General features: G+C 60.8%; 13 protein-coding genes. 3 read left to right on the forward strand and 10 right to left on the reverse strand.

The genetic code is table 11. From position 1 onward, the window contains the following. Window positions 1-96 precede the first annotated feature (96 nt). Together BLO80_RS16095 and BLO80_RS16100 are read left to right on the forward strand one after the other, a co-directional pair. On the forward strand, window positions 97-1,029 hold the full coding sequence (locus BLO80_RS16095; protein WP_092328438.1) for a lipid A biosynthesis lauroyl acyltransferase: 933 nt from the start codon (window positions 97-99) through the stop codon (window positions 1,027-1,029). Between the two features lie 35 nt (window positions 1,030-1,064). Further along, the gene (locus BLO80_RS16100) at window positions 1,065-2,219 is read left to right on the forward strand and encodes a patatin-like phospholipase family protein (protein ID WP_092328435.1); all 1,155 of its coding nucleotides are present in this window, start codon (window positions 1,065-1,067) and stop codon (window positions 2,217-2,219) included. A 193-nt stretch (window positions 2,220-2,412) separates the two neighbouring features. Here BLO80_RS16100 and BLO80_RS16105 read toward each other — a convergent pair whose 3' ends face one another. The 6 genes from BLO80_RS16105 to puuE form a co-directional block, all read right to left on the reverse strand. Further along, window positions 2,413-3,198: an outer membrane protein OmpK gene (locus tag BLO80_RS16105; protein ID WP_092201715.1), complete on the reverse strand. Its 786-nt coding sequence runs from the start codon at window positions 3,196-3,198 to the stop codon at window positions 2,413-2,415. Window positions 3,199-3,700: 502 nt separating this feature from the next. After that, window positions 3,701-5,002, reverse strand: coding sequence for a urate hydroxylase PuuD (locus tag BLO80_RS16110; RefSeq protein WP_092328433.1), 1,302 nt, complete (start codon window positions 5,000-5,002; stop codon window positions 3,701-3,703). Window positions 5,003-5,053: 51 nt separating this feature from the next. Further along, window positions 5,054-5,557, reverse strand: a complete 504-nt coding sequence (locus tag BLO80_RS16115) for an ureidoglycolate lyase (RefSeq protein ID WP_092328430.1) — start codon at window positions 5,555-5,557, stop codon at window positions 5,054-5,056. A gap of 120 nt (window positions 5,558-5,677) precedes the next feature. Then, window positions 5,678-6,673, reverse strand: coding sequence for an allantoicase (alc, locus tag BLO80_RS16120; protein WP_092328428.1), 996 nt, complete (start codon window positions 6,671-6,673; stop codon window positions 5,678-5,680). 67 nt (window positions 6,674-6,740) lie between these two features. Then, window positions 6,741-7,256, reverse strand: a complete 516-nt coding sequence (gene uraD / locus BLO80_RS16125; RefSeq protein WP_092328425.1) for a 2-oxo-4-hydroxy-4-carboxy-5-ureidoimidazoline decarboxylase — start codon at window positions 7,254-7,256, stop codon at window positions 6,741-6,743. After that, window positions 7,253-8,194, reverse strand: a complete 942-nt coding sequence (gene puuE / locus BLO80_RS16130; protein WP_092328423.1) for an allantoinase PuuE — start codon at window positions 8,192-8,194, stop codon at window positions 7,253-7,255. Before puuE ends, uraD begins: the two co-directional genes overlap by 4 nt. Before the next feature lie 423 nt (window positions 8,195-8,617). On the opposite strand from puuE, the gene uraH reads away from it, so the two are divergent. Further along, on the forward strand, window positions 8,618-8,971 hold the full coding sequence (gene uraH / locus BLO80_RS16140; protein ID WP_092201729.1) for a hydroxyisourate hydrolase: 354 nt from the start codon (window positions 8,618-8,620) through the stop codon (window positions 8,969-8,971). 92 nt (window positions 8,972-9,063) lie between these two features. Here the strand turns inward: uraH and BLO80_RS16145 are convergent, their stop codons facing one another. The 4 genes from BLO80_RS16145 to BLO80_RS16160 form a co-directional block, all read right to left on the reverse strand. Next, window positions 9,064-10,638: a hypothetical protein gene (locus tag BLO80_RS16145; protein ID WP_139197019.1), complete on the reverse strand. Its 1,575-nt coding sequence runs from the start codon at window positions 10,636-10,638 to the stop codon at window positions 9,064-9,066. A 165-nt stretch (window positions 10,639-10,803) separates the two neighbouring features. Beyond that, window positions 10,804-14,529 carry a calcium-binding protein gene (locus BLO80_RS16150; RefSeq protein ID WP_175459512.1) on the reverse strand — a complete coding sequence of 1,242 codons (3,726 nt, stop codon included), beginning with the start codon at window positions 14,527-14,529 and terminating at the stop codon, window positions 10,804-10,806. 132 nt (window positions 14,530-14,661) lie between these two features. Further along, the gene (locus BLO80_RS16155) at window positions 14,662-15,291 is read right to left on the reverse strand and encodes a LysE family translocator (protein WP_072406504.1); all 630 of its coding nucleotides are present in this window, start codon (window positions 15,289-15,291) and stop codon (window positions 14,662-14,664) included. A 62-nt stretch (window positions 15,292-15,353) separates the two neighbouring features. Beyond that, entirely contained in the window at window positions 15,354-16,703 is a 1,350-nt protein-coding gene (locus BLO80_RS16160; RefSeq protein WP_092328415.1) for an NCS2 family permease, read from the reverse strand. Window positions 16,704-16,808 lie beyond the last annotated feature (105 nt).

Below are 16,808 nucleotides of genomic sequence, written 5' to 3' on the forward strand. Positions count from 1 at the left end.
ACTAAAAGTGCCGAGACTTATAACGAGATCGTCCGCCAGCCGCAACCCGGGTCGAACAATGTAGAATGCGCGGCCCATGTCTTAATGGAAGTTGTAATGGATCGCCCGCGTTTTCGAGCTGCATTTTTTCATCCGCGTTTCTGGCTGCTGTGGTGTGGCCTGGGGCTGTTGTGGCTGATCGTGCAATTGCCTTATCCGTTATTGCTGCGGGTCGGTCGTGCATTGGGGGCGCTGATGTACCGGGTGGCCGGCGACCGACGGCGCATCGCCCGTCGCAACCTGGAACTGTGTTTCCCGCAAAAGACCGCTGCCGAACGCAAGCGTCTGCTCAAGGAAAACTTTGCCTCCACCGGCATCGCCTTTTTCGAAATGGCCATGAGTTGGTGGTGGTCGCGCTCGCGGCTGGCGAAACTGGCCCATGTCGAAGGGTTGGAACATCTCAAGCAGGCTCAGCGCGAGGGCAAGGGCGTGATCCTGATGGCGCTGCATTTCACCACGCTGGAAATCGGCGCGGCCTTGCTCGGCCAACAGCACACCATCGATGGCATGTACCGCGAGCACAATAACCCGTTGTTCGACTACATTCAGCGCCGGGGCCGCGAGCGGCACAACCTCGATTCCCTGGCGGTGGAGCGTGACGACGTGCGGGGCATGCTCAAGCTGCTGCGGGCCGGGCGGGCGATCTGGTATGCGCCGGACCAGGACTACGGCGCCAAGCAAAGCGTGTTCGTGCCGCTGTTCGGCATCCAGGCCGCGACGGTCACCGCCACCACCAAGTTCGCCCGCCTGGGCAAGGCGCTGGTGGTGCCGTTCACCCAAGAGCGCCTGGCCGATGGCAGCGGTTATCGCCTGGTGATCCAGGCTCCGCTGGCGGATTTCCCGGGGGAGACCGAGGAAGCCGATTGCATCCGCATCAATCAATGGGTCGAGCAGTCGGTGCGCGATTGTCCCGAGCAGTACCTCTGGGCCCACCGGCGCTTCAAGAGCCGTCCACCGGGCGAGCCCAAGCTGTACGACAAACGCGGTTGAGTTGTTTGATATCACCTTGAGCACGGAGCATTGCGATGAGCCCAGTTGAACCGGTTACAGGTTTGATTCTTTCCGGCGGTGGGGCTCGGGCGGCGTATCAAGTGGGGGTATTGGCGGCGATTGCCGAATTGCTGCCCGACGGGGCGGATAACCCGTTTCCGGTGATCGTCGGCACCTCGGCCGGGGCGATCAACGCGGTCAGCCTGGCGAGCGGGGCGATGGACTTCAAGACCGCCATCGAACGGCTGACGGCGTTCTGGCAAGCGGTGCGCAGCCATCAGGTCATGCGCAGCGACTGGCGTGGCGTGCTGGCCCAGTCGACGCGCTTCATCACTCACAGTTTGTTGGGCCTGGGGGCCAAATTGCCGGTGGCGCTGATCGACAGTTCGCCATTGCGAGAACTGCTCCAGGCCCAGTTCCACGCCTCGGGTATCGAACAGTCCATCGCCGAACAGCAATTGCGGGCGGTGGCGGTGACGGCATTCGGTTATGAATCCGGCCAGGCCGTCACTTTCTACCAGGGGCGCGGCACCATCGATGCCTGGCTGCGCCACCGGCGCATCGGTGTGCCGACGCAGTTGTCGGTGGAGCATCTGCTGGCCAGCTCGGCGATTCCGCTGTTGTTCGCGCCGGTCAAGATCGGCCCGCAATACTTTGGCGACGGCGCGGTGCGGCAATCGGCGCCCATCAGCCCGGCCTTGCACCTGGGGGCCAATCGTGTGCTGGTGATCGGCGTCAGCGGCAACCCCCGTGGCGCCGGTGGCCAGGATCCTTCCGAGCGCAGCTACACCGGCCTGCAACCGACCCTGGCGCAGATCGGCGGCCACATGCTCAACAGCACCTTCATCGACAGCCTGGAAAGTGACATCGAGTTGCTTCAACGCTTGAACGGTTTCAGCCACCTGCTGCCCGATGATGTGCCGGCCCATGCCTTGGGCGCGGCGCCGGTGGAGGTATTGGTGATTTCGCCAAGCCAGCCGATCGATGAAATCGCCGCTCGCCATCGTCAGGAACTGCCCCGTGCGTTGCGGGTGTTCTTGCGTGGGCCGGGTGCGACCAAGACCAGTGGCGCGGGGGTGCTGAGCTACCTGTTGTTCGAGGCGGGGTATTGCCGCGAGCTGATCGAGTTGGGACGCCAGGATGCACTGGCGCAGCGTGAGGCGTTGAGCCGGTTCCTGGGGTTGTCCTGACTGATGCAAGCAGGTCCACCGCTATCGCGAGCAAGCTCGCTCCCACAAGGGATTTGCGGTGGGCGCTGAATCCTGGCTTTCACGAAACCAATGTGGGAGCGAGCTTGCTCGCGATGACGGCGGCACATCCAACACCTGTTTAGCCTGACCCACCGCCATCGCGAGCAAGCTCGCTCCCACCTGGGTGACGCGATTAGAAATGGTACTTGAGCAAGAAGCTGGTGTTGCTCTGGTTGGTCTTGAACCCTTCGCTGTCTTCGATCCCGTATTTGTTCTTCCAGTAGTCATACTCCACGCCCACATACAGCTGTTTGGCGCCAAGCTTCAAGGCCTTGCCCAGGTCATATTTGATCTGCGGGTTGATGTGCAGGTTGGCGTGGTAGGTGCCCTTGTCGTTGGTGTCGTTGTCCACCACCCAGTCGATGAAACCGTCGATCAGGATGTCGGAAGAACCCACCGGTATGGTGTAGGCCCAGGCCGGGGTGATCTGCCAGACATTGTCGCCGGCGCGCGGGCCTTCGGTCTGGCGGTTGTAGAAGTTCAGCTGGAAGTAGTCGAAGCCGGGAATGGCCAGGTCGAAGCCCGGGCCGATCAGGTAGGACTCGTTGTCGCCTTCACCGAATTCATAGGTCATGGCCAGCAGCACATCCTTGATCGGGCCCAGTTCCAGCTTCTGGTCGAAGATCTTGCCGAACGACAGGCGCGGGCTGAACTCGCCGTAATAGGTGTTCGGGCCGGACTGGCTGTCGTCCTGGCCGTTGTAGAAGATCCGGTCGAGGAAGAAGAAGTTGTCCCCGTATTTCCAGGCATCGGCATGTTCGAAGGTCACGGTCTGCTGGATACGCGGGTTGACCTGGAAATCCTTGCCATACAGGTAGGTCAGGCTGTTGTTCTGCCATTGGAACAGATCGTCGGCCATCGCTTGGCCTGCGACCAGCAAGGATCCTGCGAGTATCAGGCTGGTGCACGTACGTTTCATTCGGTTTGCTCCCAAAGGTAAGTGGTACCGCAATTTTTTTAAGGTCAGCGCTCTGGTGTGGCGCCTTTTTCCATGGATGAAAAAACATCCGTTCGGTCAGCTTTTTGAGCGTGGCGAATGCTGATAGCAAGCGCTGAGCCAAGTCGGGAAAAAACCGGAAATGGCGTGCCCTGCGGTTTTTTGATCAGTCGGAAAAGCTGTTTTCAGGGGCGCGTCATATCCGCCAACGCCGCAGCAAGTTGGCGGTTCGGTCAGGATCGGAAGGGATTTTGTTGTCGGCCTGCTTCAAACGGCCGCGCAGGATACGGGCTTGCCTCGAAGGGCTCAAGTGCCCTGCAACAGCGCATGGGCGGCGAATTTGGGGCGTGATGGCGGGGCTTGGTCATCGGGTGCTTTCCTCTTGTTTTTATTGTTGAGGCGCAGGCAGTCGCTGACGGGGGACCGGTGGTGTGCCGGTCGACCTGTCAGCGGTATGACGATTAACGGTGTTGGCGCGCGTGGCTCAGTTGGTGCGCGCGCCCTGGTTGATCCACGCGCCGATCAGGTCGCGTTCCTGCTGGGTCATCTGAGTGATGTTGCCCAACGGCATGATCTGGCTGGTCACGGCTTGAGCCTGGATGCGCGCGGCCTGTTGCTGGATCTGCTGCGGCGTGTCGAACATCACTCCGCCCGGCGCGGTGCTGAACAGCGGGCTGGTGGGCTTGGCCGAGTGGCAGACCGAGCAACGTTCCTGGATCACGCTGTGGACCTTCTCGAACGAGGGGCCTTGGGCGTTGGTGGCCTGAGCAGGCGCCGAGGCCGGTGCGGCGGGGGCGGTCGCCGGTTTTGCGCCACCGCCCACTGCCGTTTCCGGCAACGGTTGGTACTCGATCACGCCGGGTGCCTTGGCCACTTCCGGTGCGCTGGGCATCGGTTTGGGGCCCGTGACATAAGCCAGGCAGATCATCGCCAGGGCGCCGACCGGCAGCGTCCAGGCAAACCGGTTGCTGTCATGGCGCGTGTTGAAGTAATGCCGCACTAACACCGCCGCCACGGCGATACCGGCCAGGATCAACCAGTTGTACTGGCTGCCGTAGGTGCTCGGGAAATGGTTGCTGATCATGATGAACAGCACCGGCAGGGTGAAGTAGTTGTTGTGGCGCGAGCGCAGCAGGCCCTTGGCCGGCAACGCTGGATCGGGCGTGCGGTTCTCGGCGATCGCCGCGACCAGGGCGCGTTGTGCCGGCATGATGATGCGGAACACGTTGCCCACCATGATCGTGCCGATGACCGCCCCGACATGCAGGTAGGCGCCGCGACCGCTGAACACCTTGCTGAACCCGTAGGCCGCGGCGATCAACAGCACGAACAGGATCAGGCCGAGCAAGGCAGGGCGCTTGCCCAGGGCCGAGTCGCAGAGAAAGGAATAGACGAACCAGCCGACGAACAACGAGCCGATGCCCAGGGCGACGCCTTCGGGGCCGCTCAGGCCGCTGCCGGGGGCTAGCAGGTAGACGGTCGGGTTCCAATAGAACACCACGCACAGCAGGGCGATCCCCGACATCCAGGTGAAATAGGCTTCCCATTTGAACCAGTGCAGGTTGTCCGGCATGGACGGTGGCGCGAGTTTGTATTTTTCCAGGTGGTAGATGCCGCCACCGTGGATGGCCCACAGGTCGCCAGCCAGGCCGCTCCTGGGGTTGACGCGATTGAGGTTGTTTTCCAGCCAGACGAAGTAGAACGACGCGCCGATCCAGGCCACGCCAGTGATCATATGAACCCAGCGCACGCTCAGGTTCAGCCATTCCAGCATATGTGCTTCCACAGTCTTTACCTCTCGCCCGTCACGCTTGTCTGCGCGTGATCGGACCTTCTCTTATTGGTGGGGGGCGAGGACCAAACACTCGTCCTCTTTGAAGAAATGCTCATCGCAGTTATTGCCTGTGCCACTGCGATCAACCACCAGGAAGTCATCCCGCTTTTCGATCGTCAGCACCGGGTGGTGCCAGACGCCGCGATGGTAATTAATGCCCTGCCTGCCGTTGGTGACGAAGGCGCGGACCAAGCCTGATACAGGTACATCGCCAAGTGGCGCGACCACGATCAGAAAGGGGTTGCCGAGCAGCGGAATGAAGGCCTGGCTGCCCAGCGGATGGCGCTCCAGCATGCGTACGGTCAACGGCATGTCCAGCGCGTCGGCGCGGAAGATGCTGATGATCGCCTGATCGTCCGGCGTGGCGGTTTGCACCGTCGCCAGGCGATGGAAGCGCATGGTCGAACCGTTGTTGATCATGAAGTGATCGCTGCCGTCGGTTTCGATCACGTCACCGAACGGGGCGAAGGCTTCTTTGGTCAACGGTTCGATCTTGAGTGTGCGCATGCTGGTCTTCTTACCTTGAATTCTGTGTTGTTTGTCGTGCTGCCATCGCGAGCAAGCTCGCTCCCACAGGGGAATGCATTTCAAATGTGGGAGCGAGCTTGCTCGCGATTTGGTTCACCCTTATTTCGATACCTTGCCCAACACCCGCAGGCGACTCACGCCACCATCCGGGAATACATTGAGGCGGATGTGGGTGATGGGCCCCAGGGCCTTGATCTGCTCGGCGAAGGTGTGTTCGGCGTGCATCTCCAGCTTCTGGCTCGGCAGCAGTTCGCGCCAGAACAGCGATTGGGTTTCGATCTGGCTGTCGGTGCCGCCCTTGACGAACGCGCCCTGGATCGAGCAGCTGTCGGGGTAGTTGCCCTTGAAGTGCAGGGTGTCGACGATGACTTTCTCGACCTCGCCGGCATGGCCCAGGGCGACGATCACCCAGTCATTGCCCGGGGTACGACGACGGGCGGTTTCCCAGCCATCGCCCATGTTCACGCCACGACCCGGGTTGAGGATATTGCTCATGCGGCCGAAGTGCTCGTCGGAGCAGGCCAGGGCGCGGCCACCATTGAGGGCGGCGGCCAGGTCTATCTGTTCGTTGTCGCCCACGGCCGACCAGTCGCGGTACGGAATGCCGTAGACCCGCAAGCGGGCCACGCCGCCATCGGGGTAGATGTTGAAACGCAGGTGGCTGAAGGCCTGGTCATTGCTGATTTCGTGGTAGTGGTGGCTGTTGCCTTGCAGCTCGACGGCCGACAGCACTTCAGTCCACGGGGTGTTTTCGTCCGGCTCGCCTTCGGTCAGGAAGCAGGCTTCGAGGGAGGCCGACGGAGGGTAGTTGCCGGTGAAGAATGAGGTGTCGATGTCCACGCCCTTGATCGAGCCCGCCACACCCAGGCGGATCACCGCGCTGTCGTAGCCTTCGAAGCGCTTGCGCCGCGATTCCCAGCCGTCCATCCACTTGCCGTTATCATCGAACACGCCCTCCTTCCACACGGCCGGGGTCGGCTGGAACAGGCGGTTGGCGTCGGCGAACCAGTCGTCGGTGACCGAGATGATCTTGGTGCCCAGGCGGGCGTCGGCCAGGTTGACGAACTTCTCGAAAGGTACGGCGTAAGCTTTCATTCTTCTTGTCTGCCTTTAAATAAGTTGGCTGGGGATGCTTGCAGGTTCCAGGGTTCAGGACTGCTCGCTAAAGAGTCAGTAATCGGAACAACGCGATCTTGTTGATCTCTGCCAGGGCGCATTTGAATTCGGCGTCTGCCGAATGATGGATGCGCGTTTCGAACGCCGCCAGGATCTGGTGCCGGTTGCTGCCTTTTACCGCCATGATGAAGGGAAACTTGAACTTGGCCTTGTAGGCGTCGTTCAGCTCGGTGAAGCGTTGAAACTCTTCGGCCGTGCATTGGTGAATACCGGCGCCGGCCTGTTCGTTCGTGCTGGCTTCGGTCAGTTGGCCCTGGACGGCAGCTTTGCCGGCCAGGTCCGGGTGAGCGTTGATCAGCGCCAGTTGGCTGGCGTGATCGGCGCTCAACAGGATGTCGCTCATGCGCTGGTGCAGGGTCTCGATCTCGTCGATCGAGGGATCCAGGCCCAGGTCAAACGCCTTTTCGGCGACCCAGGGCGAGTGTTCGTAGATATCGGCAAAAGCCCGGACGAAGGCTTCACGGCTCAAGGTGGAAGGCTTGAGGGTCTGGAAGGCGGTCATTGCGAGGCTCCTGGTTTCGACGCCCCTTGATACGGGTGGGCCTGCTGCCAGTGGCGGGCGATGTCGACACGCCGGCTGAACCAGACGTGTTCATGGCCTTTGACGTATTCGAGGAAGCGCTTGAGGGATGCCAGGCGCGCAGGGCGGCCGATCAGCCGGCAATGCAGCCCGATGGAGAGCATCTTCGGCGCCTCGGCACCTTCGGCGTACAACACGTCGAAAGCGTCCTTGAGGTATTGGAAAAAATCGTCACCCTTGTTGAAACCCTGCACCTGGGTGAAACGCATGTCGTTGGTGTCGAGGGTGTAGGGGATCACCAGGTGCGGCTTGCCGTTCGGGGTGTTCGGTTCCCAGTAGGGCAGGTCGTCGTCGTAGGTGTCGCTGTCATAGAGGAAACCGCCTTCTTCCATCACCAGCCGGCGGGTGTTCGGGCCGGTGCGGCCGGTGTACCAGCCCAGCGGACGCTCGCCAGTGATTTCGGTGAGGATGCGGATCGCTTCGAGCATGTGCTCGCGCTCCTGGGCCTCATCCATGTATTGATAGTCGATCCAGCGATAGCCGTGGCTGCAGATTTCATGACCGGCGGCGACCATGGCGCGAATCACGTCCGGATGGCGCTGGGCAGCCATGGCCACGGCGAAAATGGTCAGTGGGATATCGAATGCCTTGAACAGCTTGAGGATCCGCCAGACACCGGCACGGCTGCCATACTCGTACAGCGATTCCATGCTCATGTTGCGCTCGCCCTGCAGCGGTTGCGCGGCGACCATCTCCGAGAGGAACGCTTCGGATTCCTTGTCGCCATGCAGGACGTTACGCTCGCCACCTTCTTCGTAGTTGAGCACGAAGGACAAAGCGATGCGGGCGTTGCCCGGCCACTGGGGATGGGGAGGGTTATTGCCGTAACCGATCAGGTCGCGTGGGTAGTCAGCGCTCACTGCAGTCTTCCTTCTTGTTCGAACCATGTGGGTGGCGCCCTGATGATGAAATATAGGCTGGCGTCACGACGATGGAGTGATTGTATACAACTTTATGTGCGATTTGTAAGCCTGATTTTTTGCATTTTTCACGGCGGGCCCTGGCTGTTCTCCGTCGCAAGAAACACTGCAAGAAACCTGCCCACTTGGTCAATTAATCCCTGGAAGAATCATGCAGGTGTTGGTTCGGCTCGAATCTGGGCGGGCGCGCCGTGGAGGATCGTCCAGGGGAAAATCTTGTTTTTTATTGTGTACAATTTTCTATTAAAGTGTCTTAATTCGCTCATCGCCGTGGCGTTTCGTGCTCCGAAACGGTGCGGCCTGTCTTTCAACTGATCAGGAGGCGTCGTGCCGGGCTGCCCCGCAGCGAGGCGCGCACAAGCAATGGGACGTTTGACTACTCACGTTTTGGATGCTGCACATGGCTGCCCGGGCAGCGCGATCAAGATCGAGTTGTACCGGGTGGAGGGCTCGCAATTGCAGCTGGTCGCCAGCGCGCAGACCAACAGCGATGGTCGCTGCGATGCACCGTTGCTGCAGGGGGAGGACTACCGTTCGGGCGTCTATCAATTGCAATTTCACGCTGGCGATTACTACCGCGCCCGTGGCGTCCAACTGCCCGATCCGGCGTTCCTGGATGTGGTGGTACTGCGCTTCGGTATTTCGGCCGAGCAGGAGCATTATCACGTGCCCCTGCTGATTTCGCCCTACGCCTATTCCACCTATCGAGGCAGCTGATCCCTAAGCAGCTGCCTCCCCTGGAAGCGACTGCGCATGGCGCTTCTTTGGTTTTTCGCCCGCTCACACTGCGGGCTTTTTTTGCCGCCAGCCTACAGCCTGGCGTTGTCATCCCGAATGATAAAGACAGTGTCCGCGTAACCAGGCCGGATCTGTGAACCGCCCTTTAGCCAGATGATTTTGCCGGCCTGATGGGCGTCCTTGACCGCTTGTGCGGCAGCGTCGCCGACCTGGGTCTCCAGGTTGATGCCGGTGGTGTTGGGATTCATGTGGGTGGGCAGGGAGAGTTTCGGCATGCGAGTGCGATGCAGGCTCATGAAAAATACATATTCATGCCCGGTGCGCCGAAACACCAGCGCCGGAAAGCTATTGAAACTGTTGGGCTCCATGACCGTGTAGCCATTGCGCGTCAGGATGCCGGCCATGAAGCGCTTGAGGTCCATCGGCGAGTAGGTCGACATGAAGAAATTCCACTCTCGCGGGAACCGTAGGGGGTCGAAATCCAGCCGATCCAGCCTCCCCGTCGAGGTGGAAATGGGCAGGTCTATCGAACGCGAAGCGCTCGTGATCCCTGAAGAGGTCGGGAGCACGGGCAGCATCAGCAAGGGGTCGGTCCATTGCGGATGGGGCGAGGGAACGGCGTTTTTCCAGCTATGGAAAATCTGCCTCAGTGCGGTCAGGCCCGCAGCGTCGGCGATCGAGGAGCTGTTGGCGAGTTCGAATTGCCTTCTGGCGATATTTTCCAGGGTGACTGTGGTGACCTCGGGAAATACTTCCCTGACATAAGCCGTCAGCGGTTTCTCGAAGGGAAGCCTGGCATCGATCTCCCAATGGTTGTCCGGCGGCACGCGGATTACGCTTCGGGGCTGCTCGTCCGGGGTATGCCTGAGGATGGCTTCCAGCAGGTCAAAATCATAGGCGGGATGGCCTGGTTGCTGGATGTAGGCAATGGGGTAGTCCCGTGCGTCGACACGTGTCACCCGCTTATAGTGAACGTCGCCGATGGTGATGAAGGCCGGCAGGGTGAGCTTTGGCTCGACCCCCCATTCCTTGCGAAAAACCGGGGTGGTTTCCACTGCGACCTCGCTGGAGGGTGGCGCCGTGCGCTGGCGCTTGGGCGCGGGCCCTTCCAGAGGATCATCGTCCGGCACGTTGTAGCGGGTAATGGTGAGCGTGGCGTCGCTGCCGTGGGAAACCTGCCGCCACAGCAGGCTGCCTTCGACTTGTTCCAGGCGGGGGCCGGACGCAACGAGCTCAGCGCTTGAGCGCGCCCGGTAGTTTTGGTCGGCATCGCGCCCCAATAGCACCGTCCCACCTTCGGCAAGTTCGACGTAAGTCCGGGTCCTGAATGTCTGGATCCCGGAGGTCGGGTCCGGGTCCGACAGCATGGGGATCAGCTCGGGGGAAAGGTAATAATTGTCCAGCGATAGCGAGGCGGGCACATGGGCGATGGCGGCCTGGGAGGTGAGTTCCGCTACCTGGACCACCGTGGGCTGGGCATCAGCGGCTTCGGTTTGTCGCCCAGGCAACGAGCCGGACGACGAATCGCTGCCATCGACCCTGATGGGGCTCCTGGGCAAGCTTTCGGGTGTGGTATCGCGACTGCCGTGGCGCGTATCGGGAGGCGAAGTTGGAACGTTGGGGCGGGTGTTTTTTCTGGGGCTCATTGACGTTTGCGCTCTTGAATTTGAAAAGTATGGGCAATGAATACGTCGTCGCCCGTCGTGTGGATTGACGGGCAACGCGCTGGAAGATGTTCTTGGAAAATCAACGGGCGGGTGCAGTACATATGTATTGCGTCTGCAAGAGACGTTCGCAGTCGCTCGTCAGGGCTAGGTCTGTCTGGAGACGATCTCGCCTGGGGAGAGCAGCCAACGCCAATGAGGAAGTTCCAGGCCAAAAGTCGGGCTCAGCGCGATGGCCTGCGCAAGCATCAGTGACTTGTTCAACGTCGTGCCTTCGGCCCATTTCACGCACTGTTCGCGCAACGAGCGCAGCGTCTCGTCGTCCAGGGGTGGGTTCTGGCTGAGCCCTTCGCGAGCCAGGTCCTGATAAAGGCTGAGATGGTGATCGCACAAGTTGGTTTTTCTTAGCCTCGTTGCGGCGATGACCCGGGATTCATCAGTATCGAGGGTCCACTGGCGCGCCTTGAGGTGATAACTCAGTGAGCCAGGCGAGCCATCTTTGAGCGCCATGTTGGATACCCTCAGTTGTGCCGATGCTAACCGTGACAATTCGGGGGGCAGGGCGGCTTCGGGATCGACCGGGGGCGAAAAATACCGGCCGTCCAGTGCCGTTACATAGACGCGCTCGAACAGGCTGTCGACTGCATGGACGACCCCCTGGGCCGTGATGACGCGTATCTGGTCGACGAGGTCGTCCTCTGCATAGGCGGGTAGATGAAGGATCGTCGTGCCTACCTGCAGCAGGTTATTGGCCAGTTTGATCTCGACCTCTCCGAGGCGGGTGGCGTCGAGTTCCCAAGTGGATGCCTGGGGCAGTCGGGGATTGGCGCCGGCCAGTGCGCCTGGCGTGGTCAGCCGTAGCGTCATGCCCGGGCTCAGGTGGACAAGGTACGTGGAGCCTTGGCCTGTCAGCACTTCGATCCCGGTCTGCTCAACGGCTGGCGTGAGCATCGCGCAGGTGGCCTGGCTGCCCATGGGATGGGGCTTCTTATCCAGGGGCTGGAGAAACGCGTAGTGCTTTCTGGTCGGCGTGAGTGAAAGGGGGGCTTGTGTCTTCCATTGCACCGGATCCTTGTCGATGAATCCCTTATCCAGCAACCGCGCGGGGTCGGGGGTGGGGATGGCCAGGCGGTAGGAGGCGCCGTCGCGCATGATCAGGATAAACGTGTGCTGCGAATCCAATGCGGAAAACGCACGTCGCCCGGTGGTCTTTGTCCGTGCGCTGTAGCGCTCATCGGAACGGGCCAGGTTGTTCAGGACGACACGGCGACTGCCAAAATCCAGGGTGAGACCGCACTCACCATATTTCACCGTGTCCCCGCCGTCTTCCTGGATGACATAGGCGTTGTAGTGAGCTTCGACCCGGGTCAGTTCGCTATGGGCATAGTCCAGGTGAAGCGTGGTGCAATACTCACTTTTCTGTCTCACCTTGAGCGTGGTGAATTCAATCAACCGGGAAACGTAGTAGCTCGTGTCCTTATCGTGGGCCACCCAGCGCTCGCTTCGGTCATTGAGGATGGCCGGGTTCCGGGGGATGCCGTGTTGCACCATGACCGCTTCAATGACGAGGGGGCTGTCGTGCTCCAGCGTCTCCGGCAGGTCTGGCACCCAGTGGAAGCCGTCCTTTGTCGTGAAGGTCAGGCGGTTGTTCTGTAATGCTCTTGGATAGTTCGTATCGGCATAGACATTGTTGAGGGTGACTTTGCGTGATTCCCAGTCATTGCCATCGAAGCACGACGTGATCACCAGGTTGCCCTGCTCGATCACCCAGCTTTCAATCAGGTCGGCGCGCCAGTCCAGGGAAATGACGCTGCTGCCCATGCCGTCCTCGGTGATCGATACGTGGCCGGGTTTATGGGCGATGACGTAGGCATCGTCCCCGGGCCCGCCGTCGGCGTTGCGGTTGTTGCCGCCGAGAATGAATATCCGGTCGTCTCCCGCGCCAGCCTCGATGAGATCGTTGCCCCGGGACTTGATGATGTTCGCGCCGGCGCTGCCCTTGATGACATGGGTGCCGCCCTCAAGGATTTCCACATGTTCGATGCCTTCAAGAAGCGCGTGGCGATACTGTCCGCTTTCGCTCTTGGGAGCTTCCTGAGTGATGATGGACGCCTGCCCTGCCTCCAGGTCGATGTGATAACCCAGTCGCGGCACCTGGCCATTGCCGGGATTGCCGGCCAGTATCAACGTGTCGTTACCCGAGCCACCTACCAGCCGGTTCGGCGCAGGTACTTCGTCTCCTGAGGCAATGGATGTCGAGCCTTCGAAAACGAATACATCGTCTTTCGCGCCGCCCCTCAGCCGCTTGACGCCTGATCCGTAGTGGAAAACGTTCGGCTTGTTTTCAACCCCGAAAACCGTGTCATTGCCGCCGCCGATATACCAACGGATGCCTTTGTGCTCCGCCGCCGCTTCGATGACTGCGCCAGGCGTTTCGAGCGTGACGCCTTGGCGGGCATCAATCCAGTCATCGCTGTCCTTGATTTTCGGGCGCGCGTTCGTTGCCTGATACTTTTCGCCGGTCCACCAGTTCCAGGTGTTGTAGGTCACTCGCTCGAGTTCCACGGTGAATCGACCGTTCACGATCGCCTCGGTGCTGTCTTTCAACGGCCCCTTGAGCAAGTTCAAGGCGTTGGCCCGCAGTTGCCTGGTGTGTTCGGCGGTCGCCTTGGCAAGGGTGTAGCGCTCCTGGATATCGTCGTCAGGGCTGATTGTCCAGAAGGCGAACCAACCCGTTCGCAGGCGCTCGTGGGCACTGAGGGTTATGTAGTCGTCGATCTCATCGACCTGGCGAATCGCCCCCCAGACCTGTGACCCGACCACCAGGATAAGCCCGGCGGCAAGGCCCACCGGACCGGCTGAACTGAAGCCCGCCAGTGCGGCCAAGCCGATGGTCAGGGTCATGGCGGCGCTGGTGACGCTCAAGGCGGCGCTGACGTAATGATCGGTGGCCGCTTTGCCACTCGCGTTGGCGGCGGCCTTGAAAGCGTCAACTGCAGAGACGATATCGAAAGGCAGGGTCAACACGCTGGCAATCAGCCCACTCCCCCGAGCCAGTCGAGTCGCGAAGGTGGTTTTCGCGAAATCCCCCAGGGAGCGCTGACCGGCTCGGATCATTTGCGTGGCTTGTCGGGTCACCAGCGCTTCGACGCCCAAGGAAGCCACTTCGGCGGCCACGCTGGCGCCGTTGAACAGGGTCTGGTAGTCGTCCTTGTTGCGGATGGCGTCTTGCAGGCCGCGCAGGCCGCTGTAGATTCCGAAGGCCTGGAGTCCCAGGCCGGTGGGGATGAGGATCTGGCTCTTGGTCTTGTTTACCCAGTTCAGTGAAGTCTGGGCAAACTGATGAGGGTCGAGGCCCTGTGCAGACTTCAGGAGTTTTTCCAGGATATTGTGATAACTGCCCGCTTCAGTCTGTACTGCAAGGTTGGCTCTTAATAATGGGCGCGCAGAGCGTGAGCGTTGGCTGGCTATTTCAAAAAGCAATGTCGGCAGGCGGTAGTCGTTTGCATCGGCGGTCAGTTTTATATGAGTTTCGACATCCGCTGCATTGAACTGCAGTGAGTCCAGGAAAAAACGACTGGCGATGCGAAAGAAACTGTTTTCACCGTTCAATACCTGACCGTCAGTGGTTGCACCCAGTGCATTCAGGGCGGAGCGGGTCACGGCTACGGAGCCGATCTGGAGCGGGCCGTAAAGTTTGTCGACGACTTCGAGTTGGGCTTGCCGGTGCTTGTGTTCCGGATTGAGTTGCGATTGATCGGCGACTTTGAAGTCGAGCGTCTCGATCGTATGCTCATTGGCCTGAAAGACAATATCGCTAATGACGACACCCCGGTCGTCAGCAGCGCAAGAGGGCGCTATAAGTTGGGCCATTGTGAACTTCCTTGTTCAACGATGTTTGAATTGGCCCTCTATGTAAGGTGTTTTCCCGAGTGCTGTATATCGATGGGTTGTTGCGATGTTTTGCGAATGCCGCACACAAAAGGCATTCGCAAAACCGAGGGCTCAGTGGGCGGACATTAAGGAGGCTGCACCCGCGCCGCCAAACAGGCCCGCGCTGATCCGGTTGAACCAGCTCTGGCCCTTGCCGGTACGCAGATAGCGCGCCGCGCCGTGGGCGCCGAGGCCGTAGGCCAGCTTGCAGAGCAGGTCGAGTACGGTCCAGGTGGCGATCATGATCAGCAGCTGCGGCAGGAAGGGTTGCTCGGCGCTCAAGAACTGCGGCAGGAACGCGGCAAAGAACAGGATGTCCTTCGGATTGCTGGCGCCCAGCACGAACGCCCGGCCGAACAACGCGCGGAAACGTGGCACTGCGGCGGCCTGGGGCACTTCGGCGCCTTGGGCAGGTTGCCGCGATTGTTGCCAGCTCTGCCAGGCCAGGTAGAACAGGTACAGGGCGCCGACGATTTTCAGGGCGCTGAACAATTGCTCCGACGCCAGCAGCAACGCACCGAGCCCCAGCGCCGAAGCGCTCAGCAGGCAGATCGACGCGATCACCCCGCCGAGGAATGCCGGGTACGAGCGGCGCAGGCCGTAGTTCAGGCTGTTGCCGATCATCAACAGCGACAGCGGGCCAGGGATGAGGATCACCACCAAGGCGGCGCCACTGAACAACAGCCAGGTTTCCAGATTCATTGCTTTGCTCCTGATGGACAAAAGCCTCACCCAAGGGTGAGGCGGGGTGGATACGGTATCGCTTACAAGAAGATGAACTTGGCGATGAAGATCGCGCAGAGCACCCACAGGCTGATGGAGATTTCCTTGTGTTTACCGGTGCCGGCCTTGAGCACCACATAGGTGATGAACCCCAGGGCGATACCGTCGGCGACCGAGAACGTCAGGGGCATCATGATGGCCGTGACGATGGCCGGAATGCTGTCGGTCGGTTCGTCCCATTCGATGTGGGCCATGCCGCCCATCATCAGCATGGCCACGTAGATCAATGCGCCGGCGGTGGCATAGGCCGGGATCATCCCGGCCAGCGGCGCGAAGAACATGGCGGCAATAAATAGCACACCGACGGTCACGGCGGTAAGCCCCGTGCGGCCGCCGGCAGCCACACCGGCGGCGCTTTCCACGTAGCTGGTCACCGGCGGCACACCGACCATGGCGCCGAATACGCTGGAGGCGCTGTCGGCTTTCAAGGCGCGGGACAGGTTCTCGATCTTGCCATCGGCTTTCACCAGGCCGGCGCGCTGGGCAACGCCCATCAAGGTGCCGGCGGTGTCGAACATGTGTACGAACAGGAAGGCCAGCACCACGCTGATCATGCTGACGTTGAACACACCGGCCACGTCCATCGCCATCCAGGTCGGGGCCAGGCTGGGTGGGGTCGACATGACGCCGTTGTACTGCACCAACCCCAGCCCCCAACCGGCCAGGGTCACGGCGATGATGCTGATCAGAATCGCCCCGAACACGCGGTGGTAACTGAGCACGGCGATCATCAGGAAGCACACCGCGGCCAACAGCGGACCAGGCTCACGCAACGAGCCGAGCTTGATCAGGGTGGCGGGGCTGTCGACGATGATCCCGGCGGTTTTCAGGCCGATCAGCCCGAGGAACAACCCGACCCCCGCGCCCATGGCGAACCGCAGGCTCACGGGAATGCTGTTGAGCAGCCACTCGCGTACCCGTGACAGGGTCAGGATCATGAACAGCACACCGGAAACGAACACCGCGCCCAACGCGGTTTCCCAGTTGTAGCCCATGGTCCCGACCACGGTGTAGGTGAAGAACGCGTTCAGGCCCATGCCCGGTGCCAGGCCCACCGGCCAGTTGGCGTACAGGCCCATCAACAGGCAGCCCAGGGCGGCAGCGATGCAGGTGGCGACGAACGCGGCACCGTGATCGATGCCGGCGTCGGCCATGATATTGGGGTTGACGAAGATGATGTAGGCCATGGTGATGAAGGTCGTCAGGCCGGCAATCAGCTCGGTCTTCACCGTGGTGCCATGCAAGCTGAGTTTGAAGAGGCGTTCCAGCCAGCCACTGCGCAGTGGCGGCGAGAGGTCCAGCGTCCGGGCTTCGGGTTTGCGGCTTTCCACAGCGAGTACTCCTCAAGAGTCTTATTGTTATTTCCAGCACCGCAAACGCCCTGGGGTGGCTGCGATACGCTGAGGCAGGTAAGGCTGGCGAAGTATGTTGACCTT

Source organism: Pseudomonas sp. NFACC56-3 (assembly GCF_900100025.1).
In the GTDB taxonomy this organism is placed as follows: Bacteria; Pseudomonadota; Gammaproteobacteria; order Pseudomonadales; family Pseudomonadaceae; genus Aquipseudomonas; species Aquipseudomonas fluorescens_AA.